The organism is Lentibacillus halophilus, from assembly GCF_039522485.1.
In the GTDB taxonomy this organism is placed as follows: domain Bacteria; phylum Bacillota; class Bacilli; order Bacillales; family Amphibacillaceae; genus Lentibacillus; species Lentibacillus halophilus.
In genome coordinates this window covers 572,359-594,671 of record NZ_BAAADM010000054.1, presented here as the reverse complement: position 1 = coordinate 594,671, position 22,313 = coordinate 572,359, and the positions used below count along the sequence as shown (strand labels likewise).

General features: G+C 44.4%; 20 protein-coding genes. 10 read left to right on the top strand and 10 right to left on the bottom strand.

Translation table 11 applies throughout. The features are described 5' to 3' along the window. Positions 1–93 precede the first annotated feature (93 nt). Both ABDZ72_RS12725 and trhA read right to left on the bottom strand, forming a co-directional pair. Positions 94–924, bottom strand: coding sequence for a metallophosphoesterase (locus ABDZ72_RS12725; protein WP_343753678.1), 831 nt, complete (start codon positions 922–924; stop codon positions 94–96). 208 nt (positions 925–1,132) lie between these two features. After that, positions 1,133–1,768: a PAQR family membrane homeostasis protein TrhA gene (gene trhA / locus ABDZ72_RS12720; RefSeq protein ID WP_343753676.1), complete on the bottom strand. Its 636-nt coding sequence runs from the start codon at positions 1,766–1,768 to the stop codon at positions 1,133–1,135. Between the two features lie 232 nt (positions 1,769–2,000). Between trhA and cbpB the strand changes: the two genes are divergently transcribed. The 4 genes from cbpB to ABDZ72_RS12700 all read left to right on the top strand — a co-directional run bounded on the left by cbpB (position 2,001) and on the right by ABDZ72_RS12700 (position 4,758). Next, entirely contained in the window at positions 2,001–2,453 is a 453-nt protein-coding gene (gene cbpB / locus ABDZ72_RS12715) for a cyclic-di-AMP-binding protein CbpB (RefSeq protein WP_343753674.1), read from the top strand. A 120-nt stretch (positions 2,454–2,573) separates the two neighbouring features. Further along, complete coding sequence (gene dapD, locus ABDZ72_RS12710) at positions 2,574–3,296, top strand: 2,3,4,5-tetrahydropyridine-2,6-dicarboxylate N-acetyltransferase (RefSeq protein WP_343753672.1); 723 nt, start codon at positions 2,574–2,576, stop codon at positions 3,294–3,296. Positions 3,297–3,309: 13 nt separating this feature from the next. Next, positions 3,310–4,434 (top strand): N-acetyldiaminopimelate deacetylase, encoded by a 1,125-nt coding sequence (locus ABDZ72_RS12705; protein WP_343753670.1) that lies wholly within the window; start codon positions 3,310–3,312, stop codon positions 4,432–4,434. A 72-nt stretch (positions 4,435–4,506) separates the two neighbouring features. Continuing rightward, entirely contained in the window at positions 4,507–4,758 is a 252-nt protein-coding gene (locus tag ABDZ72_RS12700) for a YkuS family protein (RefSeq protein WP_343753668.1), read from the top strand. A 50-nt stretch (positions 4,759–4,808) separates the two neighbouring features. On the opposite strand, the gene ABDZ72_RS12695 is transcribed toward ABDZ72_RS12700, so the two are convergent. From ABDZ72_RS12695 to ABDZ72_RS12675, 5 genes are all read right to left on the bottom strand, one after another. After that, a complete protein-coding gene (locus tag ABDZ72_RS12695) occupies positions 4,809–5,624 on the bottom strand; it encodes a mechanosensitive ion channel family protein (protein WP_343753666.1) in 816 nt (271 codons plus the stop codon). A 226-nt stretch (positions 5,625–5,850) separates the two neighbouring features. After that, positions 5,851–7,569, bottom strand: coding sequence for a thiol reductant ABC exporter subunit CydC (gene cydC / locus ABDZ72_RS12690; RefSeq protein ID WP_343753664.1), 1,719 nt, complete (start codon positions 7,567–7,569; stop codon positions 5,851–5,853). Then, the gene (gene cydD / locus ABDZ72_RS12685; RefSeq protein ID WP_343753662.1) at positions 7,562–9,295 is read right to left on the bottom strand and encodes a thiol reductant ABC exporter subunit CydD; all 1,734 of its coding nucleotides are present in this window, start codon (positions 9,293–9,295) and stop codon (positions 7,562–7,564) included. The genes cydC and cydD overlap by 8 nt, the downstream gene beginning before the upstream one ends. 36 nt (positions 9,296–9,331) lie before the next feature. After that, positions 9,332–10,345: a cytochrome d ubiquinol oxidase subunit II gene (locus tag ABDZ72_RS12680; protein ID WP_343753660.1), complete on the bottom strand. Its 1,014-nt coding sequence runs from the start codon at positions 10,343–10,345 to the stop codon at positions 9,332–9,334. Beyond that, positions 10,342–11,691 carry a cytochrome ubiquinol oxidase subunit I gene (locus ABDZ72_RS12675; RefSeq protein ID WP_343753658.1) on the bottom strand — a complete coding sequence of 450 codons (1,350 nt, stop codon included), beginning with the start codon at positions 11,689–11,691 and terminating at the stop codon, positions 10,342–10,344. The genes ABDZ72_RS12680 and ABDZ72_RS12675 overlap by 4 nt, the downstream gene beginning before the upstream one ends. A gap of 240 nt (positions 11,692–11,931) precedes the next feature. Between ABDZ72_RS12675 and ABDZ72_RS12670 the strand changes: the two genes are divergently transcribed. Next, complete coding sequence (locus ABDZ72_RS12670; RefSeq protein WP_343753656.1) at positions 11,932–12,594, top strand: potassium channel family protein; 663 nt, start codon at positions 11,932–11,934, stop codon at positions 12,592–12,594. A gap of 413 nt (positions 12,595–13,007) precedes the next feature. Here the strand turns inward: ABDZ72_RS12670 and rnjA are convergent, their stop codons facing one another. The 3 genes from rnjA to def form a co-directional block, all read right to left on the bottom strand. Beyond that, the gene (rnjA, locus tag ABDZ72_RS12665; RefSeq protein ID WP_343753654.1) at positions 13,008–14,675 is read right to left on the bottom strand and encodes a ribonuclease J1; all 1,668 of its coding nucleotides are present in this window, start codon (positions 14,673–14,675) and stop codon (positions 13,008–13,010) included. Positions 14,676–14,678: 3 nt separating this feature from the next. Beyond that, positions 14,679–14,894: a DNA-dependent RNA polymerase subunit epsilon gene (locus ABDZ72_RS12660; RefSeq protein WP_343753652.1), complete on the bottom strand. Its 216-nt coding sequence runs from the start codon at positions 14,892–14,894 to the stop codon at positions 14,679–14,681. Positions 14,895–15,436: 542 nt separating this feature from the next. After that, positions 15,437–15,988 (bottom strand): peptide deformylase, encoded by a 552-nt coding sequence (def, locus tag ABDZ72_RS12655; RefSeq protein WP_343753650.1) that lies wholly within the window; start codon positions 15,986–15,988, stop codon positions 15,437–15,439. A 244-nt stretch (positions 15,989–16,232) separates the two neighbouring features. Between def and ABDZ72_RS12650 the strand changes: the two genes are divergently transcribed. The 5 genes from ABDZ72_RS12650 to lpdA all read left to right on the top strand — a co-directional run bounded on the left by ABDZ72_RS12650 (position 16,233) and on the right by lpdA (position 22,264). Further along, positions 16,233–17,003, top strand: coding sequence for a YkyA family protein (locus ABDZ72_RS12650; RefSeq protein ID WP_343753648.1), 771 nt, complete (start codon positions 16,233–16,235; stop codon positions 17,001–17,003). 468 nt (positions 17,004–17,471) lie between these two features. Next, positions 17,472–18,554 carry a pyruvate dehydrogenase (acetyl-transferring) E1 component subunit alpha gene (gene pdhA, locus ABDZ72_RS12645; protein WP_343753646.1) on the top strand — a complete coding sequence of 361 codons (1,083 nt, stop codon included), beginning with the start codon at positions 17,472–17,474 and terminating at the stop codon, positions 18,552–18,554. A 1-nt stretch (position 18,555) separates the two neighbouring features. Then, on the top strand, positions 18,556–19,533 hold the full coding sequence (locus ABDZ72_RS12640; RefSeq protein ID WP_343753644.1) for an alpha-ketoacid dehydrogenase subunit beta: 978 nt from the start codon (positions 18,556–18,558) through the stop codon (positions 19,531–19,533). Between the two features lie 25 nt (positions 19,534–19,558). Then, positions 19,559–20,854 (top strand): dihydrolipoamide acetyltransferase family protein, encoded by a 1,296-nt coding sequence (locus tag ABDZ72_RS12635; protein ID WP_343753642.1) that lies wholly within the window; start codon positions 19,559–19,561, stop codon positions 20,852–20,854. Positions 20,855–20,857: 3 nt separating this feature from the next. Continuing rightward, positions 20,858–22,264, top strand: coding sequence for a dihydrolipoyl dehydrogenase (gene lpdA, locus ABDZ72_RS12630; RefSeq protein ID WP_343753640.1), 1,407 nt, complete (start codon positions 20,858–20,860; stop codon positions 22,262–22,264). Positions 22,265–22,313 lie beyond the last annotated feature (49 nt).

Genomic DNA, 22,313 nt, shown 5'->3' with positions numbered 1-22,313 from the left:
ATATATCACAAATATTGGACAGTTGCAATATATATGTTTTCCAGATAGAGTGCAGACAAACAGACTGCACGGACGGCTTCAACTGTGTATATGTCAGGATTTCAGCCGGAATATATGCATCTCGGGTCGGCAAAAAAATCGATACGGCAGTCTAGTGGTACCGATTCCGCGGTTCACGTATAATGCCAGATTGCCTTCATCGAGTACATGTTTCCCCTGTACATATTTCTGTGCATAGAGAGGGGTGTACAAGTGACCGATGAACGGAAGGCGAACTTGACCGCCATGACTATGGCCTGAAAGTTGGACATCCACCGGAAAATGGGCGGTGTTATCCGCATAATCGGGCTCGTGAGCCAGCAGGATGGTGAACAGATCGGGATCCGCACCGGACAATGCCATCTTCAGATCTGGCTTGCCAAGTATGACATCATCAATGCCTGCCAATACAAATTGACCTCTGTCTCGTTTAATCGTTTTATGCGTATTTTGCAGAAGTTCAAATCCACCCTTGTCCATGACGTTTTTTACAGTCTCTGTTCCATAGCCCCCATGGTCATGATTGCCGTAAATCCAGTACTTTCCGTGATTGGCTTTAAGTTTTTGCAACAGTTGGATCAGCTCGTTGTTCCAGTTGTACGTATCCGGTGCATCAACAAGGTCCCCGCTGAAAACAATTAAATCAGGATCTAAACGGTTGATGTCGTCGGTGAGATCAGCAAACTGTTCCAGCGAGTAATGAAAGCCGATATGGGTATCTGAAAAAAGTACGATAGTAAAATCATCAAGTTCAGGAGGGATTTTAGATGATGTAAGGTTTTCGCTCGTAGTGGTGAGTAGTCGCGGTTCCACATCACGCGCATAATAATAGCCTCCCCCACCCAGGCCGACAAGTGCCGTTACACTTCCCAGTATTCGTTTCAAAAAGGTCCGCCTGTTCATACGTATCTGCCTTTCAGGTTTGTATAGTCTACCTGTTATCATCATACCTTATTTAACATGCTTAGGAAAGATGTCGGGATGAAAAGATATCGATATGTGCACCTGTTTTGACTTTTATCATTGTCGCATTTATGCTGTAAAGTAGGGAACATCATGGAAGTTATGGACATAATTTATGGTTGGCTGGTCATCAAAGAACATAATGAAATATGCAAAAAAAATGGAACCCCGATCCCATTAGCACGAAAATGTGCCAAACAGCATGGTGATAACAAAACCCCCGCCATAGATAAAAAATAGTGCCTATGGTATAAAATAGACCGCCGGTCATTAAAAGAGTAACCCCATTTTCATGCATAGCTGATGTCAGTGGCCCCCACACAAATAAAATGAGCCATCCTAGAAAAATATAGCAACATGTGGATAGTACACGAAACCGTTTGATAAAACCAATGGTCAACAAAATGCCTGCCGCTGCGATCCCCCATACGATCATGAGCATTGTCTTTCCCAAATTATCCGGCAGAAGCATCAACAAAAAAGGTGTATAGGTTCCCGCGATGAATAAGTAAATAAAAGCTTGATCAACGGTTTTGAAAAGGGTTTTCCATTTTCCTTGAGGCAGGCTGTGGACAATAGTGGACATTAAATACATGAGAAACATGGTGATACCGAAAATGAGCACAGCAACCATGCGTTTCCCATCACTATCCGGCGGCGTGTCGGCGATAAGAAACATGAGACCGACAATGCTCAATAACGCACCAAAGCCGTGAGTAATGGCATGTACGGCTTCTTCTTTTTTGGTATAGGTTTGCAGTTGCATGATCGTTCCTCTTTTTCATTATATTAGTCGTTTCATTATATACAGAGCGAATGTGTTCTGTGATAACCATCGTGTTGAGTAGGATGTGATAATGGTGCCGGGCTATTCAGAACGAAGTGATGTTTCTGCCGGAGTCATGTGGTAAACTGTACGTAAAGATAAATGACCCCAACTCCTTTTATCGGCGTAACATAGTATGGTACTTTTTAAGTAATGAAAAGGAGCGTTTGTTATGAGTGCAACACAAGATAAAAAGCTGACAGACATTGTAATAGATGATTTAATGATATCATCGGAAAAAGTGGCACATGTCCAACTGCATAACCCACTGGAGCACGCCCTGTTGATTCTTGTGAAATCAGGGTATTCCGCTGTGCCGGTTTTGGATTCATCATTTAAATTGAAAGGAACCATTGGTAAAACCCCCATTTTAAATGCCGTATTGGGGTTGGAACGATTTGAAACGGAAAAATTATCCGATATGCGGGTAGATGAAGCCATGAACACAGATGTTCCAAGTCTATCCAGGTCCGATTCTTTCATGGACGGATTAAAGACTGTTATTAATTACCCGTTTGTTTGTGTTGCGGATGAAGACAATCACTTCGACGGCATTTTGACGAGACGTGCCATTTTGAAACAATTAAAAAGGAATTATTACACCGTCGAACATGAGCATGAATGATATTGGTATACCGACAATCGCCATGGTTGCGCTTACGTTCGGTTCAGGCTTCCTGTTGCGAGTGCCGGATTCCTTTGCTAAAGTAAAGTTGTTGAGTGACAAAAATAGGGAGGGATCAACATGGAAATGATGGATGCTAATGAGATTATCAATTTTATTTCTACCAGTAAGAAAAAGACACCTGTCAAAGTGTATGTGAAGGGTGAGCAGCTGGACGCTTTATCTGATCATGATGACGCCGTCCAGGTTTTTGCCGAACAAAAAAGTGGTGTTGTGTTCGGTGAATGGAACGATGTCAGTGCCTTTTTGGAACAGAATCAGGCCTCCATTACGGATTACGTTGTGGAACACGATCGAAGAAATTCCGCTATTCCGCTGCTTGATAAAAAGGAAATCAATGCCCGCATTGAGCCTGGAGCTGTTATTCGTGACCAGGTATCCATCGGTGATGGCGCCGTCATCATGATGGGGGCAGCTATCAATATTGGCTCCGTCGTCGGTGAAGGGACTATGATTGACATGAATGCTGTTCTCGGCGGACGGGCCACTGTCGGGAAAAATTGTCATATTGGGGCTGGTTCAGTATTGGCCGGGGTGGTGGAGCCGCCTTCCGCAAAACCAGTGGTCATTGAGGACGAAGCTGTTATCGGAGCCAATGTTGTCATATTGGAAGGAGTGACAGTCGGCAAGGGATCCATTGTGGCTGCAGGATCGGTTGTAACACAGGATGTTCCGCCGAATAAATTGGTCGCCGGAACACCTGCTAAAGTACTTAAAGAAATCGATGAAAATACGAAAGCAAAAACGGAGATTAAGCAAGAACTCCGCAAATTGGATGATTAAAGCAGGGGATGAAATGGCTACATTTAAATGGCAGACCATTCGTCGGGAATTGCACCAAATTCCTGAACTTGGCTTTCAGGAAGTAAAAACGCAGCGATATCTGCTCGACAAACTGCAAACCATCAAAACCGATCGGATGACGATTACAACGTGGAAAACCGGTATACTTGTCCATGTTGCAGGGGAAAATCCTGCTAAAACAATCGGATACCGCAGTGATATGGATGGATTGCCGATAACGGAAGAAACCGGGTATTCATTTGCGTCACAGCATTCCGGACAGATGCACGCATGCGGTCACGATTTTCACATGACCATTGCTTTGGGAGCGCTCGAGACAATCATTGAGAACCCACCGGATGATCACACGGTATTCCTTTTTCAGCCTGCTGAAGAAGGGCCGGGTGGTGCATGGCCTATGCTTCAGTCCGAACCATTTCAGGCATGGAAGCCGGATGTGGTGTTTGCTCTTCATATTGCTCCGGAGCTTCCGACTGGAACGGTCTCCAGCCGTCCAGGAATTCTGTTTGCCAATACGAGTGAATTGTTCCTTGATTTCACAGGCCAAGGAGGCCACGCCGCGTATCCACATCTGACAAAGGATATGGGGGTGGCGGCGAGCAGTTTCGTCGTGGAAATACAAGAAATTATTTCACGAAAACTGGACCCGTTGGAAAGTGCGGTGCTGACGATCGGAAAAATCGAAAGTGGTTCCGTTCAGAACGCCATTGCCGAAACTGCACGTTTGGAAGGAACAATCCGCACACTTGATCCAGCTTCTATCGGGATTATAAAACAAAAGCTGGAACAGTCTATCAAAGGGTTTGAGGTGGCTCATGACTGTTCGATTTCTGTTGATTACGGCGCAAACTATTATCAGGTAACGAATGAGCAATGGTTGACGGATTTGTTTGCTGACGTCTCCAGAGAATGTCATATAGCGCATCAAGAAGCAGCACCGGCGATGACAGGAGAAGACTTTGGCTATATGCTTAAGGAAATTCCTGGATTCATGTTCTGGCTTGGAGTGGATTCGCCCGCCGGCCTGCACAGTGCGCAGCTGCAGCCTGATGAAGCTGCGTTAGAGACAGGCATCCGTGCCGTTTCATCGATGATTCATGCTCTGTCCGGCCGGTAATGTGTCTGTATATGTATGCCGCAATCGTCAAAACTAGGTAATGACTATTTTCTGCCTGGAGGAGGTATACAAATGGCACGAATCGGAGTCGAAGAAACACTGACAGACGTTAAGGAAGCTTTGGCGGAAATGGGGCATCAGACAGTCGACTTAAAATCAGAAGACGATACGGGCAATTGTGACTGCTGTGTCATATCAGGACAGGATAAAGATGTGATGGGAATGTCCACAGCAAGCATAGCGGGCCCTGTCATTAATGCAGGCGGTCAGACTGCCCAGGATGTTTGTCAGCTCGTCAATGATCGGTTAACTACCAATCAATAGAGAAACGAAAAGCTTCGGTCGTTTGCTTTCCAGCATGACCGAAGCTTTTGTTATTTTTGCACAATCGTATGGTGCGGATATGGAATAGTGATCCCGTCATCGTCAAATGCTTCTTTCATCCGTTTCCGCAAGGCACGTTCACATTCCCACTGCAGACCATTTTCCGTCTGCCCGACAACACGCAAGACGACTTCCGATGCTCCCAAACTTTGCACACCAACCGCATTAGGGCCGTCTTTGAACCGTTCATCTTCCTGAAATTCCGCACATACCTTTTCCAATACAGCAATCGCCTCATCCATATTATCTTGATAGCTGATGCGCATATCAACCAATGCACGCATATTACCACGGGAATGATTTGCTACGCCTGTAATGAGTCGATTCGGTACGTAATTCAGGGTTCCGTCAAAACTGCGAATCTTTGTTGTGCGCAGTCCTATTTCTTCAATAATCCCATCATATCCGCCAGCGGTCGCATAATCGTCTATTTCAAGCTGGTGTTCCAGTAGGATGAAAAATCCGGTTACGATATCGCTGACAAGTCCCTGTGCACCGAAACCGATGGCCAGTCCAACAATGCCGGCTCCCGCGAGCAACGGACCGATAGGGATGCCAAGTGCTGCAAACAGCATAACGATGAATGAAAACACGGCGGCATAGGAAAACAAATTAACGAGTAATTTTTGAAGTGTTTTCACCCTAGTCGGTGACAGTTTTTGGTTTGCTCCCGCCTTTTGTATGGATTTTTCCACTATTTTTTTACCGAACGGAACGAATATAATGAATAAGATAATAAGCAGTGCGATTCGTAAGAGCATGCCAATGATAGCTGACAAATCGAATGATATTCCAAAAAACTCCATATGTATCCTCCTAATAGCAGTCTCCAATGCTGTAATGATATACCCTTTTTCACTTGTTGTAAACATGACATGGCCATCGGCAAGAATTTCTGGCTGATGGAACGTCTGGGATGAAAAAAGCGGATTACACTGAAGCGTTCGAAATTCTGGCAATTGGCTTGTCCGATGAAATCAACGATAGCCAAATGAAAAGGCACCCTTCCCGTCTTCATCGGGAGGGGGTCCTTTACAGCAGACTTTTTTCAATTTGTTTCATGTCGTATAAATAGCCTTGCTGGTGCATGAGATGATCGAATGTGCCTGTTTCAACGATTTCACCATGATCGATAACGATGATCTGATCCATCTTTTCCAGGTTTGTCAAGCGGTGGCTGACAATGACCATCGTGTCACCGGCAGCCTGTTCGAAAAGATGGTCATAAATGGCCTGTTCGGTCAACGCGTCCACTGATGACGCCGGTTCATCCAGGATCCACAGGCGCGATTCCTTCAGCATCGTACGGGCCAGAGCCAGCCGCTGCTTTTCTCCGCCCGATAAGTTATCGCCTTTTTCCTGGACAGGATCATCCAAACGGAAATAATCCAGATGGACTTTCGTCAGAACGGCCGTCATTTGGTCATCTGTCAGGTCATTCTTTGCTAGAAGAAGGTTATCCCTGACTGTTCCAAAGAAAAAGTGGTTGTCTTGCAGCATGACAGCTGCATGGTCCCAGATGGACGCCTTATCAAGCTGCTCGATAGGGATATTGTCCAGGGAAATCGTGCCTTTATTGGGCTGGTTCAACCCTAGCAGAAGCTGCAGAAGTGTCGATTTACCCGAGCCGCTGGGACCGGCAATGGCTGTTTTGGAACCAGCCGGCAATGTTATGTCGACGTTGTGTAATGTTGGCCGTTTTTCACCGGAGTAATGGAAAGACACACCTTCCAGCGCTGCAGTAATGGGGCGGGATTGTACCAGATAGGTGACCCCGGTGTGCTCACCGCAACGATTCGGCGTCTCTGCAGTTACAGCTGAAAGCCTGGATGAAGCCCGTTTCGAATCCTGCAGATGAAGCGGAAACGCAGCCATCGGCCCCGCATCCTCGAAGACTGTCAACGAAATCAGCACGAGCATGGCCAGCAGAATGCCGTCCAGCTGGCCATTCGTAATGAGAAGCGCTCCGAAGGCAAGGACGGTCCAGGTAATGGCTAGCGAAACAAGTGTATTAACCGATTCACTGTACAATTTGTTCAGGTTTTCCCGTTTTTGTTCGCTGATATAGCTGTCTGATGACTGGATGACGTTTGTTTTTGCTTCATGGACTTTCTGATGAATGGTTAAATCACGGAACCCTTGAAGAAACTCGGTTGTGCGTGCTGACAAATGGCTGCGGCGGTTTCGCACATCCTGGTCGATTCGTTCCTGGCGCCATAAAAATAAGGTTGGAATGACAGCCACGGTAAGCAATAAACCTGCTAATAAAATGATCGCGATCGTTATGGAGAAGAAAGACGTAAACAAAATGGTACTCAGAAAAACAGTCACCAGCACAATCGGCGGATAGAAAACACGAAGAAAGAAATGCTGCAGTGTTTCCACATCGCCTACAATTCGGGAGAGCAAATCACCGCTTCTATATTTTTGAAACAAGGCTGGTGTCAATGGCTCTAATTTTTGGAAAAAAGCAACCCGCAGATTACTCAAAATCGTGAACGTTGCCCGGTGTGAAAAATAACGTTCAGCATACCGGGCGATGGCTTTGGTTATTCCAAGCAGTTTCACCGCTGATGTCAGAATGATCAGCGTATAAAGAGGCGGTGTCAGCGCGGCTTTGGAAATCAGAAAGCCACTGGCGGCAAATAGGCCGACAGCCGTAATGCCAGCTATAAAGCCGAATAAAATGGAATAAATAATATCTTTTTTTTCGGTTGCCATTGCTTTCAGAATGATCGCCAAATCACGCATGATCGTTCCCTCCTTCGTGAGCTGTGACCATATCGTAATAGTCCGGGACGTTTTCCATAAGTTCAATATGCGTGCCTTCCGCTAAAAGCCGCCCATGTTTTAAAAATAGAATGGCATCTGCATCTTTGATGGTATAGAGGCGATGGGCTACGGTTATCACTGTCGCCTGCTGTGCCAATTGATTGATTGATGAATAGAGGATACGTTCGGTATAAAGGTCAAGCCCGGTTGTCGGCTCATCGAACAAGATGATCGCAGGCTGTTTCAGGAAGGCCCGGGCCAGTGCCAGCCGCTGCATTTCTCCACCTGAAAGCCCTCTTCCAGCTTCACCGACTGGTGTATCATAGCCGTTTTCAAGCTGACTGATGACCGTTTTAAGACCTGCCTGCTCAGCTGCGTGTTGAATGTCTGCACGCGTCGGCTTGCGGTTGCTGCCAATCGCTATATTGTCGGCGATGGTTCCTGCGAAAAGATACGGATGCTGGGATATATAACTGATTTGTTCGAACCATGCTGTCTCGGAATAGGAAGCTAATGGATGCCCGTTAATGATGATGGTGCCTTCCTTAATAGGGAGGAGGCCGGCAATCAGATGAAGCAAGGTCGACTTGCCTGACCCGCTGCGTCCGACAATAGCGATGTTTCCATATGGAGGAAAAGCGGTGTGGATGTCCTCCAGACTGAAATTCCCTTCGTCATAGTGATAGCCGGCGTGCTGTAGTTGAATCGACGGAGGCGCGTCACCACTAGCCAGTTCCATGTCTCCCCATTGCAAGGTTTGCGTTTCTGCGTCCAGTTCATTTAATACGTTTGTAGCCGCCCCTTTACTGGTCTGTCCGCTGTGAAAGGTGCTGCCGAGTTCTTTTAACGTCGTATAAAATTCCGGTGCCAGTATGAGGAGAAAGAAGGCTGTAAAAAATGATACCTGTTCGTAAATAATGAGCTGTATAGCCAGTTCGAGAGCGACAATGCCAATACTTAGCATGGAAATAAGCTCAAGCATGAATGACGAGGTGAACGCTATTTTTAATATTTCCATCGTGGCATCCCGGAAGCGAAGACTGCTCGTTTCCATGGCTTTTTCCTGCCTCCGGGATTGCCGGTATAATTTCAATGTCGTCAGTCCCTGCAATGCATCCAGAAATTGACCGGAAAAGGCAGATAATGTCTCCTGCTGCTCTTCGGATTTAGTTTTCGTCTGCATACCGATAATAATCATGAATATCGGAATGAACGGGGCAGTAATAATCATAATCAGCCCTGTGTTGACATGCTGCGAAAAAGCTGTCGCCAGAATGATGACAGGAATAATGGAAGCCTGGATCAGTTGTGGAATATAGTTACTGAAATAGCTGTCCATGTCATCAACAGCATCAAGCACTACACTCACTTTTCCGCCTGCTTGTCCCTGTGAAGCTTGAAGGACAGATTTTCCTGCAAACTTATCCAAGAGTGATTGTCGGTAATCGGCTTTCGCGTTTGCGGCCATCGCAATACCTGTCCGCCGTCCGATATATGTGGATGTCGTGCGAAGCAGAAAAACCCCCAGAAGTCCGGCCAGCATCCAAGTAACATGTGAAAAGACCTGCTTCTGGACGAAGATGCTCTCGACGATAGCTGCAAGGAAATAGGCTTGCAGTACAATCATAACGGCTGTCAGTACGGCCAGGATGCACAGGAAAAGAACCGTTTTTTTGTGACGGGACAGAATGGTTGCTCCGGACATATTGTTTCCTCCAATGCGTTATGATTGTTTGAGTGGTTATTTTTTTCCTTTAACATATGCGGCGTCAAACAGAAAGAGTTTGAACAGCAGAATCAGCGACGGTATCAATAACAAAAGGCCGCCGATGAATGCAGCAATCAGCGCAATGCCCATTGATGGATGAGTAGCCCCTTCATGAATCAATATATAGGGATCAAGCAAATACGGGTATTGCCCGACGCCATAACCAAAAAAGGCAAATAAAAACTGCAGCATGACACTGATGAATGCCAGGCCATAACGTTTTTGCTGGTAAAGAAGCCAAATAGCTATCAAAAAGAAACCAACCGACAGGCCGAATACCCACCAGAGATTGAGCATGTTCTCATAATGCCGTTCATTATGTTGACTTAAGACAATGAACGTTGTCAGAGCGGCAATGATGGTTGGCGTACTCCAGAACAGCGCAAATGTCCGAACGAGCTTTAAAGCCGGCCAATCTTGGGCGCGCGCAGCATAGAATGTTAAAAACGTTGCACTGATAAACAAAATGGAGACAATGGACAGGGCAACGATGCTCCATGATAACGGACTGGTGAACAGGTCCATATAGTTCAGCGAGACATTGCCATTCGCTTCTGTAATAAAGCCGCCTTCCGATATGGTCAGGGCCACCGATAAGGATGCTGGAATGAAAAGGCCGGATGCGCCGTAAAGGAATGTATAAAGTGTGCTTTGCTTGGACCCATAATTTTCAAACGCGTAAAATGAGCCACGGATGGCGAGCAGGATGATGGCGAAACTCGCCGGCACCAGCATGGCCGTTCCATAGTAATAGGCAGTATCCGGGAAGAAGCCGACGATTCCGACAAAGAAAAACACAAAAAACACGTTGGTCACTTCCCAGACAGGGGAGAGGTATCGTGCGATCAGTTGATTGATCACATGATCCTTTTTGGTAACCTTGGCATAAAAGGCAAAGAACCCGGCACCGAAATCAATCGATGCGACAATTAAATAGCCATAAAGAAATAACCATAAAACGCTGATACCAACCAGTTCATAACTCATTCGTCATCACCCTTTGTTATCGTTGGATAATGTTTTTCCAATTCGACTTCAGCAGGATTGTTGCGGAAAAGTTTACGCAATGTCACAACACATAATGTGCCGAGCACCACGTAAAGCACGAAGAAAAGAACAAACATATGCGGGACGTAGGACGATGATGTGACGGCTTCTTCCACCGTCATATACCCTCTGATAATCCATGGTTGACGCCCTTCCTCTGCATAAATCCAGCCGAATTCAATAGCTAATACCGCTAATGGGCCGCTGAGAAAAATCAATGATAGAAGTCCTTTATTGTGCTCATTCCATCGTTTCACCATGGCTAAAATGAAATACAATAAGGCGATGCCCGGTAATAAAAATCCGATGGTGACCATCAAATCAAACATGTAATGTATCCAAAGAGGGGGTTGTTTATCTGTCGGAACCTCTTCCAGACCGGTTACTTCCGCATTAAAATTACCGTGGGCCAGGAAACTCAGTAACCCTGGGATGCGCATTTCGCCGGTCGGTTCATTGTTTTCATTCAGCCATCCAAACAAAATCAGATCAGCGTTGTTTGATGTTTCAAAATGCCACTCGGCGGCAGCTAATTTTTCAGATTGATGATCGGCCAGAAATTTTGCTGACGTGTCTCCTGCTAAAGCTGTCACAAGGCCAAACAGGAATGTCATAGTCATCGTTAGCCGCAATGCTTTCTTATGATAATCTGTCGTTTTCCTTTTCAATATCATAAAGGCGGTGATCGCCGCCAAAATAGCTGCACACGTTAAGTAGGCAGAACTCAGAACATGAAATACCTTCGTTGGCGTTGCCGGATTCAGCATGGCTGCGAGCGGGTTGACCGCGGCAAACGTTCCATTCTCTGTTGTAAACCCTTCCGGTGTGTTCATAAAAGCGTTGACCGTGGTGATGAATACGGCTGAAAATCCACCGCCAATAATAATAGGGAGCGAGAAGGACCAATGGATATACGGATTGGTAAACCGATCCCACGTGTATAAATAGATTCCTAAAAATATCGCCTCAAAGAAAAATGCAAACACTTCCATAAACAGCGGCAAACTGATAACATTGCCGGCTACTTGCATAAAATTCGGCCATATGAGAGACAGCTGCAGTCCAATAGCGGTACCTGTGACGACACCGACGGCAACTGTAATGACAAATCCGCGGGTCCAACGTCTGGCAAGAAGTTGATAGTGCGGGTCGTTCTTTTTGATACCAATAAACTCAGCAATGGAAATCATCAGTGGAATGCCCACTCCAAGCGTGGCAAAAATAATATGAAATCCAAGCGTCATTGCGGTCAGCAAACGGCTCATCAGGACGGTGTCCAATTCCATTATCGTTCCTCCTTGTGACATTGATGGGTCAATTCAATTCCAGCAACCAAGTCGTTATTATAGTTTCTCTTATGTCAATAAGTATATACGATTGTGTCATACAGAAACGCGTCTGGCTATGACATTAAGATGAAAACTTTACGTCAAAAGGGTGACAACGCGTTTGGTCAACAACATATCATTTACGGACGCGGTATGATAGACTATAAGAAGCAAATAGAGTGACAGGGGGAGTCCGGATTGAAAAGGGACTATGCCGTAATCGGGCTTGGCCGCTTTGGCGGCAGTATTTGTCAAGAGCTGAATCAAGAAGGAATGCAGGTTTTGGCCATCGATAAAGATGAAGACAAAATAAATGAATTCAAAAATATAGCTTCGCATGCCGTTATGGCTGATTCAACAGATGAAGCAACGTTACGGGAATTGGGTATTAAAAATATTGACCATGTGATTGTAGCCATTGGAGACAATATTCAGGCGAGCATTTTGACAACCGTTGTTCTGACAGATTTGAACATAAAGAAAATTACCGTAAAAGCACAGAATGATTATCATGAAAAAATATTAAACCGTATTGGTGCTCATCAAGTTGTGCACCCGGAACGGGATATGGGAAAACGCATTGCCCGCAATATTATTTCAAATAATATTTTGGACTACTTAGAACTATCGGATGATCACAGCATTGTAGAGGTGAAAGTAGGGGAACGAATGCGTGGTAAGACGTTAGTGGACCTTGATATACGTGCGAATTACGGTTGTAACGTTGTCGCCATTAAACAGGAGAAAGACATTAATGTATCGCCGGCAGCAGATGATGTTCTTGAGGAAGGGGATATTCTCATTATTATTGGTTCAGATAAAGATATCTCCAGATTTGAAAAGAACCTGGTTATCGATTAAATGGTTGCCAACCGAAGCTGGTGAATCTGTAGTGTAAAAAAGAGGCTGGAACATAACTAAACAAATCACATCTAAACACGAATAATATAGTTAAGACGTAGTCACCGCTCCGGAAAAACACTACGCTTTCCGCGGGCGCTGATAAGCCTCCTCGTGCTTATCGCACTGCGGGGTCTTATCTAAGCTTTTCATCCCGCAGGAGTCTTCGTGTTTTTCCTGCGCTAAACGAAAAATCCGAACTTATTCATATTTTTTTCGAATCATAGTTCGGATTTTCATTTGACTAAACGTCTTTTGTCCCAGCCCCAATCTTTAATGTAAAAAGTGCCGTGGACACGATAAGTGTCCACGGCACTTTTTGATGAAATTGCATCAGGTTTCCGGGATAAGGGACGTTTTCCATTCCTTTTTGGTTATATTTCCATAATAATGGGCAACACCATCGGTCTCCGCTTTGTTTTTTCAAACAGAAACGGTGAAATCGTATCGGTTATTTCATTTTTAATCTCGGACCATTGACTCGTTCTGCGTTCCATAACTTTCTTCAAGTGTTTGGCCACCAACTTTTGCGCCTCATTGATCAAGTCTTCGGATTCACGCATATAAACGAAACCGCGCGAAATGATATCGGGTCCGGAAGCAATCTTGAATTCTTTCATATTGATGCTCACAACGACCATCACCAAGCCTTCTTCCGAGAGAATACGACGATCACGCAGAACGATGTTGCCTATGTCGCCGATTCCACTTCCATCAACATAAATGGAGCCGGATGGAATTTTGCCTGCAATCATCGCGTTATCTTTACCGAGGGCGAGAACGTCACCGTTATCCATGACAAAGGAATGATTCGGATCGATTCCACACGCCTCGCCCAGTTTTAGGTGTTCTTTCAACATGCGATATTCCCCATGAATCGGCATGAAATATTTTGGCTGCATCAATCGAAGCATCAGCTTTTGTTCATCTTGGCTGCCGTGGCCCGAAGTATGAATATTACTGAGCTTACCGTGGATGACGTCCGCACCGGCACGGTAAAGTTTATTGATTGTTCTGCTTACACTGACCGTATTGCCGGGGATTGGGGATGATGAGAACACCACCGTATCGCCAGGAATAATTTGAATTTGACGATGGGTGCCATTGGCAATACGGGACAGTGCCGCCATCGGTTCACCCTGAGAACCTGTGCACAGAATCGTTACTTTATGAGCTGGGAGACGGCTGATTTGATTGGCATCAATAAATGTGTCGTTCGGTGCCTGAATATAGCCTAACTCTTGTCCAATTCGGATGGATGATTCCATGCTCCGTCCAAACACAGCAATTTTACGATCATGTTTGACGGCCGCCTGCACGACTTGTTGCAGACGATAAATGTTAGAAGCAAATGTCGCAAATATTAAACGCCCATCAACTCTGCTGAAAATATCATTAATATTATCGCCCACGACTTGTTCGGACATCGTGAAACCTGGCACTTCACTATTCGTGCTATCGGAGAGCAGGCATAGAACCCCTTCCTGACCCAGCTCGGCCATTTTTGCAAGGTTTGCGGGCTGGCCAACAGGTGTGAAGTCAAACTTAAAGTCACCGGTTTGAACAATATTTCCAGGCGGCGTTTTGACAACGATACCGAATGAATCGGGTATGCTATGGGTTGTACGGAAAAAAGAAACAGACGTTTTACGAAATTTAATAACAGTATCTTCTTCAATAGTATACAATTGTGTACTGCGCAACAAGCCATGTTCCTCCAGTTTGTTGCGGATTAATCCGATCGCAAGTTTGCCGGCATAAATAGGCACATTAATGTCACGTAAGAGGTACGGAATGCCTCCGATATGATCCTCATGTCCGTGGGTGATGAATAATCCTTTAACTTTATCCTGGTTTTGCACAAGATAGGTGTAATCGGGAATCACATAATCGATCCCTAGCAATTCGTCTTCTGGGAATTTAATCCCGGCATCCACTAAGACGATTTCATCCTGAAATTGAATGCCATATGTGTTCTTTCCGATTTCACCAAGTCCGCCCAGTGCAAATACCGCTGTCTGATCATTTTTTACAAATTTCATCAGCTAGACGGACTCCACTGTAAATTGACTGGATTGTTTTTCATAATTCAAATGTGCATCACTAAGCGGCTGGATATATTCAATATTGATATCATAGTTGCGATCATACAATTTATTACGGACTTCTTGTTCGGACTCGGCCTCGACATACAAGCTTTGCGTTCGTTCGCGCACTGGTATCTCATCGGGCAAGCCCTGATAAAATACTTTGTAAATCATGGTTATCTCTCCTCTGTCGATTCGCTTGTTAAACAAATAGTTTTTTCGTCGTCTGTTTCCTTGTCGATGGAATGGAATCTTCATCCATACATGTCAACGTTCATTTTATTAGTTGTTCAGCTGTGTAACGGTTTCCGGTTGTTCAGTATAACCCAGTTCTACCTCTTTTACACAGTCATATTCATCCGGTTCGATGTTTCGTCTCTGGGCGATTTTGCTCATACATGTGCCGCCTCATTTATTCAGGGGAATCATTGTTAAAGGTGGTTGGTACACGTCCTCTTCCCAGAAAATCTTTCCAGCGTTTTTTTAGCTTTTCCCGTAAGCGTTTCAACATGTGATACGCATCTCCTTTCTATTGTGTAAGAAAAGCGATAAAAACGTACTGCCGATCCAATCCCTCTTATTTCCTAGTATAATACGGTTTTTGTATTTTTGAAATGAAAATACTATATTTGATTGAAAAAAGCTTGTTTTCCGGCGTTGATATGTCGTTAGTGTTTGCTAACAACTGGGATTTTATGCATTCAACAAACCAACCATCAATCGATTGCCTTCGCTTGGTCTGGTACGGAAAAAGGATCTTCCGGATGAATATAGTCGTAAAACATGATGCCGTCGAGATGATCAATTTCATGCTGAACAACAATGGCAGCGAAGTTACGCAGACGCAGCTTGTATTCGTTTCCTTCCATATCACTGGCTTTGACTGTTATTCGGGCATAACGGGGTACATAGCCTTCCACATCCCGGTCAACCGATAGACAGCCTTCTCCGGAAGATAAATAGGCCTTTTCGACAGAGTGACTAACGATTCTTGGATTGACAAGTTGATAACTATGTATCACGCCTTTGAAATCTTCAAAATGGACAGCGCACAACCGTTTACTGACACCCAGCTGTGGTGCGGCAAGCCCGACACCCGCCCGTAATTGATATTTGTCAGCCAACTCTTCGTCCTGACTGTTTTGTATGAATGTAAGCATATCTTTTAATAATTGCTGATCCTCTTCAGAAGGGGGAACGGTCACTTCTTGCGTTTGTTTGCGCAAAGCCGGATGTCCCTCCCGCACAATATCGTCCATTGTTATCATGCTGAACACTCCTTATCGTCGATAGCTATTACATGCTGTGTAAGCTGGAACCCTGAAATGATGGGCAAAACAACTTGCGACACACGTGAATAACTTCATTTTAACATAAACTATTTTTCCGTATCATAAAAATGCTGAAGATCATCTATTTTAATTGTTAGTGATCGAAAAAAAGATTTGCTATCATATATTGTATGTTATACTTAAAAAACGTTGTATTAGGGGAGAAGGAGGATCTATTAGCGTGGTATTAAAAAAGGTATTATTCATTAGTCCTATTATTATGATGGTATTATTAACTGCCTGCAGCAACACACCTCCAGCGGAAAAAATTTATAACCATCTGGAAAAAGCGGTGAAGCTGGAAGAAACATTTGAAAAACAACAGGACCCCATTATGGAATTAGAACAAGAGGAACAAGAGATTTATAAGAAGGTTATCGAATTAAATATGGATGATATGGATAAAATCAAAAAATTATCCAAAAAAGCCATTACAAACATTGAAAAACGCGAGAAAAAAATAAAGAAAGAAAACGAAAGCATGCAATCGTCCAAAGAGGAATTTATGAAAATAGAGGACATTCTCAACGATCTTGAGGATGAATCTGTGAGCAACAAGGCCGATAATATGTTTAACGTCATGTCCGATCGTTATGATGCATACGAAAAGCTGCATGATGCTTATTCGGATTCATTATCCAAGGAAAAAGAATTGTATACAATGCTGCAGGATAAAGATTTGAAACAGGACGCATTATCCGACCATATTGAGGATCTGAACAACAGCTATCAGGCGGTTATTGAAGCGAACGAAACATTCAATAATCTGACGAATGAGTATAACAAACTTAAAAAGGAATTCTATGACGCTGCTGAGATTGACGTTCAATATGACAATGAAAATAAGAACAATGAAGAGAAAAAAGATAAAGACGATAAAAATAAAAAGAATAAAGACAACAAGGATAATGAAAACAAAGAAAACAATCCGAAATCGGAAAACGATAAATAGAACGAATGGCATACAAAAAGAACCGGGCGTTGTCCGGTTCTTTTTGTATGCAGGAGGATGGGTCGTAAGCAGAGATCCGACTGACGGATTATTTTGATTTTTCGAATGTTTAAGGTTGTTGTCAACCAAAAGTGATACAGTTTCCAGCATTTATTATAACAGTTTTGTTAAAATGGTACAGTAATGAACGAAAGCGGTATCATTCAGGAAAAAAACAATGATAAATAAATCAAAGTAATTGACCAACAGATTCAAAATGCGCTAAACTCTAACATGGAACACATATTGTACTAATTACTTTTGCCTTTCTAATGTAACAGTTGAGGTCATGTTGACGTTGTTGGTTGATGGCGATGACGCATGATGTCGAGACATACATAAAGGCAAACAAGTGCACTTTTTTTCATGTTTCGGGAAAGCTGGAAAAGAATAAAATAACAGAGGATTAGAAAGGAAGAGGTGAACGATTTGAAACAAGTACTGGAAAGTATTGAAAATCAATTTGAAATGTTTCAGGTTCTTGATGAAAATGGTGAGATCGTGAACAAAGACTATGAACCAGATCTCTCGGATGATGATTTAAAAGAACTTATGCGCAGAATGGTTTATACACGGGTTCTTGATCAGCGTTCCATTGCACTGAACCGCCAGGGGCGTTTAGGATTTTATGCACCGACTGCAGGGCAGGAGGCATCTCAGCTTGCCAGCCATTACGCTCTTGAGCAGGACGATTTTCTGTTGCCGGCATATCGTGATGTTCCTCAGCTTATTTGGCACGGTTTGCCACTGTATCAAGCATTTTTATTTTCAAGAGGGCATTTCCATGGCAATCAGTTTCCGGAAGGTGTTAATGGTCTAAGCCCACAAATTATTATCGGTGCGCAGATCACACAAGCTGCAGGCGTTGCCCTGGGGATGAAAAAACGCGGCAAACAAAGCGTTGCCGTAACCTATACAGGCGATGGAGGGACGTCTCAGGGTGACTTCTATGAAGGTGTCAACTTTGCGGGCGCGTATAATGCTCCGGCGCTTTTCTTTGTCCAAAATAACCAGTTTGCTATTTCGGTTCCGGTGGAAAAGCAGACAAATACAGAAACGTTAGCGCAAAAAGCGGTTGCTGCCGGTGTGGAAGGATTGCAGGTTGATGGCATGGATCCACTGGCTGTTTATGCTGCCACAAAGAAATCCCGCGAACGGGCACTTAATGGGGAAGGTCCAACAGTGATAGAAACGCTGACATACCGTTACGGGCCGCATACCATGGCCGGTGATGATCCGACACGCTATCGTACCGATGATCTTGATAACGAATGGGAAAAACGTGATCCGCTCATTCGCTTCCGCAAATACCTTGGGGCCAAAAACTTATGGTCGGAAGAAGATGAAAATAACGTGATCGATGAGGCGAAAGAAGAAATTAAAGCAGCTATCAAGAAGGCTGATGACTATCCAAAACAAAAAGTAACCGACCTGATCGATATCATGCATGAAAAGCTTCCATCCAACCTGCAGGAGCAAATGGAAGAATACAGGGAAAAGGAGTCGAAGTAAGATGGCGCAAAAAACAATGATTCAGGCAATTACGGATGCAATGCATCATGAACTGAAGAATGATGACAATGTACTTGTGTTCGGTGAAGACGTCGGCCAAAATGGCGGTGTGTTCCGTGCAACAGAAGGATTACAGGATGAGTTTGGGGAAGAACGTGTATTTGATACACCGCTTGCTGAGTCCGGGATTGGCGGTCTTTCTTTGGGTTTGGCGCTGCAAGGCTTCCGACCTGTTCCGGAAATACAGTTTATCGGTTTCACGTACGAAGCCATGGATGCCATTAATGGCCAGATAGCACGTATGCGTTATCGTTCGGGCGACACCAAACCGGCGCCAATAACGATACGTACGCCGTTCGGAGGCGGTGTGCATACACCCGAATTGCATGCTGATTCTCTTGAAGGCCTAATTACCCAACAACCAGGAATTAGAGTAGTGGTTCCGACATCACCTTACGATGCCAAAGGGTTGCTTATCGCCTCCATCCGGAACAACGACCCGGTATTCTTTATGGAGCATATGAAATTATACCGCTCCTTCCGAGGGGAAGTACCGGATGAGGAATATACGGTCGAATTGGATAAAGCTGATATTAAACGCGACGGTAAAGATGTCACTCTTATCGGCTATGGTGCGATGGTGCATACAGCATTAAAAGCTGCCGATGAATTGGAACAGGATAATATCGATGCAGAAGTTATTGACCTGCGTACGATTTCTCCGATTGATACCGAAACCATTGTCGAATCCGTGAAAAAAACCAACCGGGTTGTCATGATTCAGGAGGCACAGCGCCAGGCAGGAGTCGCCGCAGATGTTATATCTGAAATTCAGGAACGTGCTATTCTGCATCTAGAAGCACCAATCATGCGAGTGACGTCACCGGATACCGTGTATCCATTCTCACAAGCTGAAGAGGTGTGGCTTCCGAACCATAAGGATGTCATCAATAAAGTAAATGAGGTTATTAACTTTTAATGAATGATTGGAGGATGTTGTTATAATGGCATATAACTTTAAACTCCCTGACATCGGGGAAGGTATACATGAAGGTGAAATTGCCAAATGGTTCGTCAAAGAAGGCGATGAAATACAGGAAGACGATGTGCTGTGTGAGGTGCAGAACGATAAATCCGTTGTCGAGATTCCATCACCGGTTGAAGGCACGGTAAAAAAAGTTCATGTGGATGAAGGAGAAGTAGCGGTTGTTGGTAACACACTGATCACTTTTGACGCGGAAGGCTACGAATCCGATGAAGATGAAGGCGAGACGGCTGAACAGGACACATCAGCAGAACAGAAGACTGCTGAGGCGGATGAAGAAGCTGAAACGGACACGTCCGCTGACGATAAAACAACGGATTCCGGACAAACCGATGATGACAGCGGGCGCGTTATTGCCATGCCGTCTGTTCGCAAATACGCACGTGATAATGATGTAACCATTCAAGACGTGCAAGGATCCGGGAAAAATGGCCGTGTTTTGAAGGAAGACATCGATCAGTACTTAAGCGGTGAACAAACAACAGAAGAACCAGTTGAAGCAAAAGACACATCCAAACAAGCGGATGTAACTACCGACATTCCACAAGGAACCTATCCAGAAACCCGTGAAAAAATGTCTGGCATCCGTAGATCCATTGCTAAGGCTATGGTCGATTCTAAGACAAAAGCACCACACGTTACACTTATGGATGAGGTTGATGTCACAGAGCTTGTTGCACACCGTAAGAAATTTAAATCGGTAGCTGCTGAGAAGGATATTAAATTGACTTATTTGCCTTATGTTGTTAAAGCACTTATTTCTGCATCCAAGCAATATCCTATTTTAAATGCTTCTGTTGATGATGAAACTGATGAAATTATTCATAAGCATTATTACAATGTTGGCATTGCAGCCGATACGGATAAAGGACTGCTCGTGCCGGTTGTTAAAGATGCTGACCGCAAATCGATTTTTGCTGTTTCACAGGAAGTAAATGAATTGGCAGAAAAAGCCCGCAGTGGTAAACTGGCACCCGAAGAGATGAAAGGGGCATCGAACACGATTACCAACATTGGTTCTGCTGGCGGACAATGGTTTACACCGGTTCTCAATTATCCGGAAGCGGCTATTCTTGGCATTGGCCGTATTCAAGACAAGCCAATCGTACGGGAAGGTGACATTGTTGCAGCCCCTGTTTTAGCCATATCGCTGAGTTTTGATCATCGTATTGTTGATGGGGCAACGGCACAGCTGGCCATGAATCAGGTAAAACGTTTATTGAATGATCCACAATTAATAATGATGGAGGCGTGAACTATGGTAGTAGGAGATTTCCCGATTGAAACAGATACATTAGTTGTTGGTGCGGGCCCCGGGGGCTATGTGGCAGCTATCCGGGCGGCACAAAAAGGACAAAATGTGACGATTGTCGACAAAGACAATCTTGGTGGTGTATGCCTGAACGTTGGTTGTATTCCGTCCAAAGCACTTATTGAAGCCGGTCATAAAGCAGAAAGTGCACGCGGAGATGAAGAGCTGGGTATTACAACAGAAAATGTTTCGATCGATTTTTCCAAAGTTCAAGAATGGAAAGGCGGCGTTGTTAAGAAGCTGACCTCCGGAGTGGAAAGTTTATTGAAAGGGAACAAAGTAGACATTGTAAAAGGGGAAGTCTATTTTGTTGATAAAAACTCTGTGAAAATTATGGATGAGAAAAATTCTCAAACGTATACCTTCAACAACTGCATTATTGCTACGGGGTCATCTCCCGTCGAGATCCCGAATTTCAAGTTCTCCGACCGGGTTCTGGATTCCACCGGCGGATTAAACCTGCAGGAAATTCCGGAAAAAATGGTAGTGATTGGCGGCGGATATATTGGCACTGAATTGGGAACAGCGTATGCTAATTTTGGAACGGACGTAACGATTTTGGAAGGAACGGAAGATATTTTGGGCGGATTTGAAAAACAAATGGCTCAATTGGTAAAGAAACGGTTGAAAGCTAAAGGTGTTAACATCGTTACAGGTGCAATGGCACAGGGTGTTGAGGAATCGGATAACGGTGTTCAAGTTACTTATAAGGCGAACGATCAGGAAGAAACCATCGATGCTGATTATGTATTGGTAACGGTCGGTCGTCGTCCAAACACGGATGAACTTGGACTTGAACAAGTTGGCATTGAGATGGATGATGACGGTTTGGTCACCATTGATAAACAATGCCGCACCAACATTGACAATATTTATGCCATAGGGGATATTGTCACGGGACCACCACTTGCCCATAAGGCGTCGTATGAAGGGAAAGTGGCTGCGGAAGTTATTAGTGGTGAAAAAGCCGAGATTGATTATATGGCCATTCCTGCAGTGGTATTCTCCGATCCTGAGTTAGCGACCGTGGGTTATACCGAAAAAGGTGCTAAAGATGCCGGCTATGATGTAAAAGCATCGAAGTTTCCATTCGCTGCTAATGGCCGTGCACTTTCCCTTAACGAAACAGATGGCTTCCTGAAACTGATTACCAGAAAAGACGACGGATTGGTGATCGGTGCACAAATAGCTGGAATAAATGCAAGTGATTTAATCGCTGAAGTGGGACTGGCTATTGAAGGCGGAATGACAGCTGAAGACATTGCTCTTACCATCCATACTCACCCGACCATGGGTGAAATAACGATGGAAGCTGCGGATGTAGCACTCGGGACACCTGTTCATACGATGTAAAATAGTGCAACAGAACCATTTTAAATAATGACTGCATATCTTTTAAGAC